General features: G+C 43.5%; 6 protein-coding genes and 1 tRNA gene. 4 read left to right on the top strand and 3 right to left on the bottom strand.

Features of this window, described 5'->3' with window-relative positions:
* The first annotated feature begins 125 nt into the window (after positions 1-125).
* Positions 126-216, top strand: a tRNA-Ser gene (locus HUO09_RS20480).
* Between the two features lie 155 nt (positions 217-371).
* Complete coding sequence (nagE, locus tag HUO09_RS20475; RefSeq protein ID WP_188235167.1) at positions 372-1,859, top strand: N-acetylglucosamine-specific PTS transporter subunit IIBC; 1,488 nt, start codon at positions 372-374, stop codon at positions 1,857-1,859.
* Between the two features lie 56 nt (positions 1,860-1,915).
* Here nagE and HUO09_RS20470 read toward each other — a convergent pair whose 3' ends face one another.
* Together HUO09_RS20470 and HUO09_RS20465 are read right to left on the bottom strand one after the other, a co-directional pair.
* The gene (locus HUO09_RS20470; RefSeq protein ID WP_188235166.1) at positions 1,916-3,202 is read right to left on the bottom strand and encodes a HAMP domain-containing sensor histidine kinase; all 1,287 of its coding nucleotides are present in this window, start codon (positions 3,200-3,202) and stop codon (positions 1,916-1,918) included.
* On the bottom strand, positions 3,186-3,860 hold the full coding sequence (locus HUO09_RS20465; RefSeq protein ID WP_167413432.1) for a response regulator transcription factor: 675 nt from the start codon (positions 3,858-3,860) through the stop codon (positions 3,186-3,188). Before HUO09_RS20465 ends, HUO09_RS20470 begins: the two co-directional genes overlap by 17 nt.
* 317 nt (positions 3,861-4,177) lie before the next feature.
* On the opposite strand from HUO09_RS20465, the gene HUO09_RS20460 reads away from it, so the two are divergent.
* Positions 4,178-4,708, top strand: a complete 531-nt coding sequence (locus HUO09_RS20460; protein ID WP_188235165.1) for a hypothetical protein — start codon at positions 4,178-4,180, stop codon at positions 4,706-4,708.
* Positions 4,709-4,739: 31 nt separating this feature from the next.
* Here HUO09_RS20460 and ilvY read toward each other — a convergent pair whose 3' ends face one another.
* A complete protein-coding gene (gene ilvY / locus HUO09_RS20455) occupies positions 4,740-5,630 on the bottom strand; it encodes an HTH-type transcriptional activator IlvY (protein WP_188235164.1) in 891 nt (296 codons plus the stop codon).
* A gap of 151 nt (positions 5,631-5,781) precedes the next feature.
* On the opposite strand from ilvY, the gene ilvC reads away from it, so the two are divergent.
* Positions 5,782-7,266 (top strand): ketol-acid reductoisomerase, encoded by a 1,485-nt coding sequence (gene ilvC, locus HUO09_RS20450; RefSeq protein WP_167413435.1) that lies wholly within the window; start codon positions 5,782-5,784, stop codon positions 7,264-7,266.
* The last annotated feature ends 89 nt before the right edge of the window (positions 7,267-7,355 follow it).

Genomic DNA, 7,355 nt, shown 5'->3' with positions numbered 1-7,355 from the left:
GTCTCCCCATGTGAGAGTAGGACATCGCCAGGCTTTAAATTGGGTAATCATCTTTTTAATCGATGAAAGCCAAAACTAAAAATGTAGCATCGTTCGAGTAAGACTTATTTTTAGTAAAAAATTGTGGAGAGATGGCTGAGTGGTTGAAAGCACCGGTCTTGAAAACCGGCGTACGTTAATAGCGTACCTAGGGTTCAAATCCCTATCTCTCCGCCACATTGCAAAAGCCCGCTAGAAATAGCGGGCTTTTTGCTATCTGTACCTTTCTAAAATCATCGTAAAAAGATTAATAAAACTTAATCTGCACACAACCACCTCTTAATCATCCAGCTCGTATCCTCTCTTGAGAATTAAATGCAAGAGGATAAAACGTGAACATTTTAGGATACTTACAAAAAATCGGTAAAGCACTGATGGTGCCTATTGCCGTGCTGCCTGCTGGCGGCTTAATGCTGGGTCTTGGTTATGCTTTGGATCCCTCTGGATGGGGCGCGAATAGCCCATTAGCGACAATACTGGTATATGGTGGAAAGGGCATTATGGATAACCAAGCGTGGTTATTCGCTGTTGGTGTTGCTTATGGATTGGCGAAAGACAATAACGGTGCTGCTGCTCTATCGGGTTTACTTGGTCTTTTAATTGTTGAAATGATTGTCGGTAATACCGCAGTAATTTCACAGATCACCGGAATTCCTGTCGCGGAGATGAGTACTTCGGAAGTTATTGCATCCGGAGCTGCTGTGAGCGCATTTACCGGAATCATGATGGGGATAGTGGCTGCCACTCTTTATAACCGTTTCCACACTATCAAGTTGCCAGCGGCGTTAGGTTTCTTTGGCGGTAAGCGCTTTGTGCCTATCGTCACTTCGCTAGCGGCGATAGCTATCAGTATTGTTATGGTCTATGTCTGGCCAGCTGTCTACGGATCGTTGGTTAACTTCGGTATCTCCATTTCAGAAATGGGAGCGGCGGGTGCAGGCGTTTATGGTTTCTTCAACCGACTATTAATTCCAATCGGTCTGCACCACGCACTGAACCAAGTATTCATCTTTGACCTTGTTGGTATTAACGATATTTCTAAGTTCTGGTCTGGTACTGGTGAGCTCGGTGTTACTGGTATGTACCAAGGAGGCTTCTTCCCATTCATGGGGTATGGCCTACCTGCTGCTTGTTTAGCAATGTATCACTGTGCAAAACCAGAAAACAAGAAAAGAGTGGGTGGTATTCTTGGTGCATCAGCATTGACTGCAATTCTAACTGGTGTAACAGAACCAATTGAATTTGCGTTCATGTTTGTTGCTCCTGCACTGTACGTTGTTCACGCTCTACTGGCAGCTCTCTCTTTGTATATTGCAGCAAGTATGCAGTGGTTCGCCGGTTTCACATTTAGCGGAGGATTGATTGACTTCATTCTGTCGTACAACCTACCACTAGCAATTAAGCCTTATATGCTTATCGTCCAAGGTATCTGCTTCGCGTTCATTTATTATGCAGTATTCCGATTTGCTATTGTTAAGTTTGACTTGAAAACACCAGGTCGTGAAGAAGTTGAAGCGGTTGAAAAAAGTGAAGCGTCAACTAATGAGAAAGCAGCTCAGTATCTGAAAGCCTTGGGTGGTCATAGCAATCTTACTTCGATTGATTCATGTATCACTCGCCTTCGTTTGACATTGAAAGATGTTTCTATTGTTGACGAGCGAACCCTTAAAGCAATTGGTGCTATGGGAGTTGTGAAGATAGGTGCGAATAACCTTCAGGTGATTATCGGCACAGAAGCAGAAGAGGTGGCTCACTCGATGAAGCTTATTCCAGAGACACAAGATCTTTCGGATGTCGTTATTCCTAGTTTCTCGGCTTAATGGGCTATCAACCAAGACAAAGGCTAAGTGGTTACTTAGCCTTTTTTGTGTATCGATTAGTTATCAAAATAGAGTCGCGCACGCAGACCCGGATTGTTATCACGCAAGAAAAGGTGGGCGTTATGCAAGTTGACGACAGCGTCTACCAAAGATAAACCTAAACCATTTCCAGTTTCAGAACGACTTTGATCAGCCCGATACATAGGGCGGCAAACATACATTTTGTCGTAGTCAGAAATACCGATTCCAGAATCAGCAATGACAACACCATAACAATCAGAAACGATATCAATATACCCACCGTTTGGGGTGTATTTGACCGCATTTTCTAGCAGGTTAAATACGGCTCTAAACAGTAGTGAGCGATCTCCTGTAACCACACAGTTTGTATCTTGCCTAAAGGTTAAGTGCTGTTGTTTCTCTTCTGCAATCGGAGCAATGAATTCTATGGCATCTTGGGTTACTTTTCCCAAATCGACGCACTCTTTATTGATGTTGATTTGACCGCTATTGAGTTTGGCAATTTCAAGCATGCTATTGAACAGCGACAGGATGAGTTCCAACTCATCATAGCAAGCGGAAATACTCACTCTTTGAGACGACGATAGCTTGTCTTGATCTAGAATGTCTTCGAGACGCAGTTTAAGCCTCGCCATCGGCGTTCTCATATCGTGAGCTAAACCTGTGGTCAGAGATTTGAGGCTAGACTCGTTCTTGGCCATTTGTTCAATCATGAAGTTGAGATGAATGGCTAAAATATCAAACTCATCATCCTGCCGAGAAACCGCTATTTTGACGTTATGCTCTCCACACAAGACTCGATTCATAGCGTGATTCACTTTTTCCAACCGCTTGAGAATAAGTACGGTGAAAAAAAGTGCAGATATGATCATGACGGCAACAGGATGAATGATCCCAGAAAAGACAATTGGAATGAGGGATTTTCGATATTCTTCAACTGCGGTTTTATTCACACCGATCTCCAGCTTGAGATTCTTACCGACCAGAATGTTATGCCTGTTTCTTTGCAAATCGATTGGGTAGTAAGAGTTTGGCAAGTCGGTTTCGCCGGTTTCAATCAGGTTATAGTAGAAAGGAGTTGTGGCGGAACGCTTGGTTTCTAGCAGCTGTCTTACATCTTCTGTGCTCTGCTGGGCTGCAAAATTGAATTCCAAAACTTCTTCATTGAGTTGTCTGGCGAGTTGTTGGCGGTGGAAATTGTCCGAATCTCTATAGACTTGGTGAATCACTATGATGTTGGTAAGAGTTACAAGCAAAAACAAACTTATTAATGTCTTAAAGACCGATGAACGGGTTAGCGCATAGTCATCGACGAAGGACATAGCCCACACCTCTTACTGTATGCAACAGATCGGAACATCCGGCATCTTCTAGCTTGCGACGCAGGTTTGCAACATGCACATCAATCACATTAGTCCGTGGATCAAAATGGTAGCTCCAGATGTTTTCAAACAGACGCATGCGCGATACCACCTGCTCACTGTGTTCAACAAAGTACTGAATAAGTTGAAACTCTTTTGGCTGAAGAATGATTTCTTGCTGATTACAGGTCACTTTGTGTGCTTTGAGATCGACTTGTAAACAGTGGTAATTAAGAACGTGTTGAGTTGTTTGGGGCCTATGAGTGCGGTTGATAATGATGTCGACTCTTGCAATAAGTTCTGCCAGAGCGAATGGTTTAATCAAGTAGTCGTCGCTGCCCGCTTGCAAACCATCGACGCGGTCATTGACGCTATCCATCGCACTTAATATCAGTACTGGAAGCTGCTCTTCTGCGGCTTTAATCGCGGCCAGCACCTTCATTCCGTCAAGGTAAGGTAGCATTCTGTCTAGGATGATCAGCTGGTATTCAGAACTTAGCGCCATCATCAGCCCTTTTTTACCATCTTCAGCTTGGTCAACAACATAGCCGTGTTCGGTGAGTCCTTTACTGATGAACTCTCGCGTTGTGCTGTCATCTTCAATGATAAGTATCTTCATAGAATTTCCTTTTTGAGCGCAACTGTACTAACGAAAGGTAAGAAGGGAGTATGAAAAAAGTTGGCTCGCGTGACTAATGCGAGCCAATACGATTTAGGGGGGATAAATCGTTAAACTTTGCAGCTATATAAATACGTTGTTGTGCAGATTGTATGTAAAGCTTTATTGAGAAGACCTTTTGGAAAGATTAAAGATAGTTAATGTGCTCAGCTTAAAACTGAAATGTTCACGCTTAACTTGTCGTATTAACTTAATGTGCACCGTGAGATTTATAAACACGCGCAAGGTTTGATGACATTTAAAGATTGAGGTTTCCTTTGAACAAGTATTTGGCGTTATTGCTTATCCCATTGAGCTCTTCAGCGATGGCATTTAATGATGATGAAGATTTCAGTAAGTTGTTCTTTGAGGTTGGATACAGTTGGGTTGAGCCTTTATATGTTGATGGGGATTTCGAACTTAATACTGAAATCTCAAGCGTGTTTAGCCTTGGCTATAAAGTCGATGACGCAAGTTGGCTTATGTTAAGCCATCAGGATGTGCTCTCTTATACCTCAATCAGCTACAAACACAGCATTACGAAATGGGCTTTTGATGAGCAGCGATTTGTTCCCTACTTCAGTGTTGGGCTTGGTATGGGGAGTGATGAAGTTGGAAATACAGATATTAATGTCTTCGGTGTAACTGGCAGCTTCGGTGTGGATTACCGAGTGAACTCTTATGTAGAGTTGACCGCTTCGGTTTCGTTAACCGACCAAAGCTTTGAAATTGATAGCAGTACTGAATCAACATCAACTTACGGTATTTCAAATAGTGTCAACTTCGGCGTTCGAATTTACCCGTTTTAAGATCTCCAGCACTACGTTTTAGACAATGTCTCTATTGAGAAATAAACGTCCCTTCAGCCAGCTCCCATAGCGCTTTAACTAATGGATTATCCAGCTGTGAGCGTCTGCAACAGACGCCAAGCTGGAAGGGTTTAATGGGAGAAAAAGATAGACGCTGAATGCTGTCTCGCACAGGGCTGTTGTTAATCACAACATCGGGTGCAATTCCCACCCCACAACCGAGAGCCACCATACTGACAATGGCTTCATGTCCGGCAATTTGTGCATAGATACTTGGTTTGATTTTCATTTTCTTGAACCAAGTATTGGCGCGATCTCGTGCGGTTCCTGATTCTGGCACAATAAAAGGAATCTGATTCCAGTCAGGTTTCTCTTTATGCAGCTCTTCAACCCAACTGCTAATTCCTATTGGCGCAATCACGGAAAGGGGGATTTCACTGATGGTGGTGAACTCAACTTTAGACGGTAAGCTCTCAGGCATGGCGGAAATCGCGATATCCGCTTCATCATTTAAAATCTTATCTATTGCCTGAGCAGGATCGCCAGTCAGCAGCTTAAATTCGATGAAGGGATGTTTGAGCCGGAACGCGCTGAGTAGCTGTGGAAGGTGACTGTAGCTTGCTGTTACTGAGCAGAAGAGGCGAATTTCACCTTTGAGCTCATGATCTTGTGCGTTTATTTGGGAATGAAATTGCGTCCAGTCGTGAACCATTTTTATCGCTACGGGCAATAATTTTTCCCCTGCCGGCGTCAACTCCACGCTGCGGTTATCTCGGATAAACAGCGGGTGCCCAATCTCTTCTTCCAGCTTTTGTATTTGACGGCTTAATGCGGAAGGGCTGACATGCATAGACGTGGCGGATTTGCTGAAATTCTTGCTGTCGCAGATATCGAGAAACAATTTGATGGTTTTGATATTCATATGAGGTCAACAGCCCTTTATTCCATGTTGCATTTATTGCAATAACTAATTGTGAATATATCACTTTCAGCAATTAAATGTCTGCTTTAGTATGAACTCATTCGGTGCAGAGCCACCGACCTTACGGAAAGATAATAACAGGAGCACCAGAATGGCTAACTATTTCAATACCCTAAATCTACGTGAACAATTGGACCAATTAGGTCGCTGTCGTTTCATGGATCGTGAAGAGTTCGCGACAGAAGCTGATTACCTGAAAGGTAAAAAAGTGGTTATCGTAGGTTGTGGTGCTCAAGGTCTTAACCAAGGTCTGAACATGCGTGATTCAGGTCTAGACGTTTCTTATGCGCTTCGCCAAGCTGCAATTGATGAAAAACGTCAGTCTTACAAAAATGCGAAAGACAACGGTTTCAACGTAGGTAGCTACGAAGATCTCATTCCTCAAGCAGACCTAGTGGTAAACCTAACTCCAGATAAACAACACACAAACGTTGTTGAAACAGTAATGCCTCTAATGAAAGAAGGCGCTGCACTAGGTTACTCACATGGCTTCAACATTGTTGAAGAAGGCATGCAAATTCGTAAAGACATCACTGTTGTGATGGTTGCACCTAAGTGTCCTGGTACTGAAGTTCGTGAAGAATACAAACGTGGCTTTGGTGTTCCTACACTGATCGCGGTTCACCCAGAAAACGACCCTAAAGGTGAAGGTTGGGATATCGCTAAAGCTTGGGCTGCGGCAACAGGTGGTCACCGTGCTGGCTGTCTAGAGTCTTCATTCGTAGCTGAAGTGAAATCTGACCTAATGGGTGAGCAAACTATTCTATGTGGTATGTTGCAAGCGGGTTCTATCGTTTGTTACGAAAAAATGGTTGCTGAAGGTATCGACGCAGGTTACGCTGGTCGCCTACTTCAATACGGTTGGGAAACCATTACTGAAGCATTGAAATTCGGTGGCATCACTCACATGATGGACCGTCTGTCTAACCCAGCAAAAATCAAAGCATTCGAGCTTTCTGAAGAACTAAAAGAGCTAATGCGTCCACTGTACAACAAGCACATGGATGACATCATCTCTGGTCACTTCTCTAGCACTATGATGGCTGACTGGGCAAATGACGATGCGAACCTTCTAGGTTGGCGTGCAGAGACTGCTGAAACAGCATTCGAAAACTACCCAGATTCAGACGTTAAAATCAGCGAGCAAGAGTTCTTTGATAACGGCATTCTAATGATTGCAATGGTTCGTGCTGGGGTTGAACTAGCGTTCGAAGCAATGACTGCATCAGGCATTATCGATGAGTCTGCTTACTACGAATCACTACATGAGCTTCCATTGATTGCAAACACTGTTGCTCGTAAGCGTCTGTATGAAATGAACGTGGTTATCTCTGATACTGCGGAATACGGTAACTACCTATTCGCTAACGTTGCAACGCCTCTACTTCGTGAGAAGTTCATGCCAAACGTAGGTACTGACGTAATCGGTAAAGGCTTAGGCGAAACGTCTAACCAAGTAGATAACGCGACACTTATCGAAGTGAACAGCATCATCCGTAACCACCCAGTGGAATACATCGGTGAAGAGCTACGTGGCTACATGAAAGACATGAAGCGTATCGCAGTAGGTGACTAATATTCACTGAATGCCAGCAAAACTATAAATAACTCTATTGCTGGCATTGAATACCGTGCAAACACAACATACATAAAAAGGGCTGAGTC

The organism is Vibrio sp. Y2-5 (assembly GCF_014596725.1).
In the GTDB taxonomy this organism is placed as follows: Bacteria; Pseudomonadota; Gammaproteobacteria; order Enterobacterales; family Vibrionaceae; genus Vibrio.
Note: the sequence above shows the minus strand (reverse complement) of the source record. Positions and strands in the feature narration are given on the sequence as shown.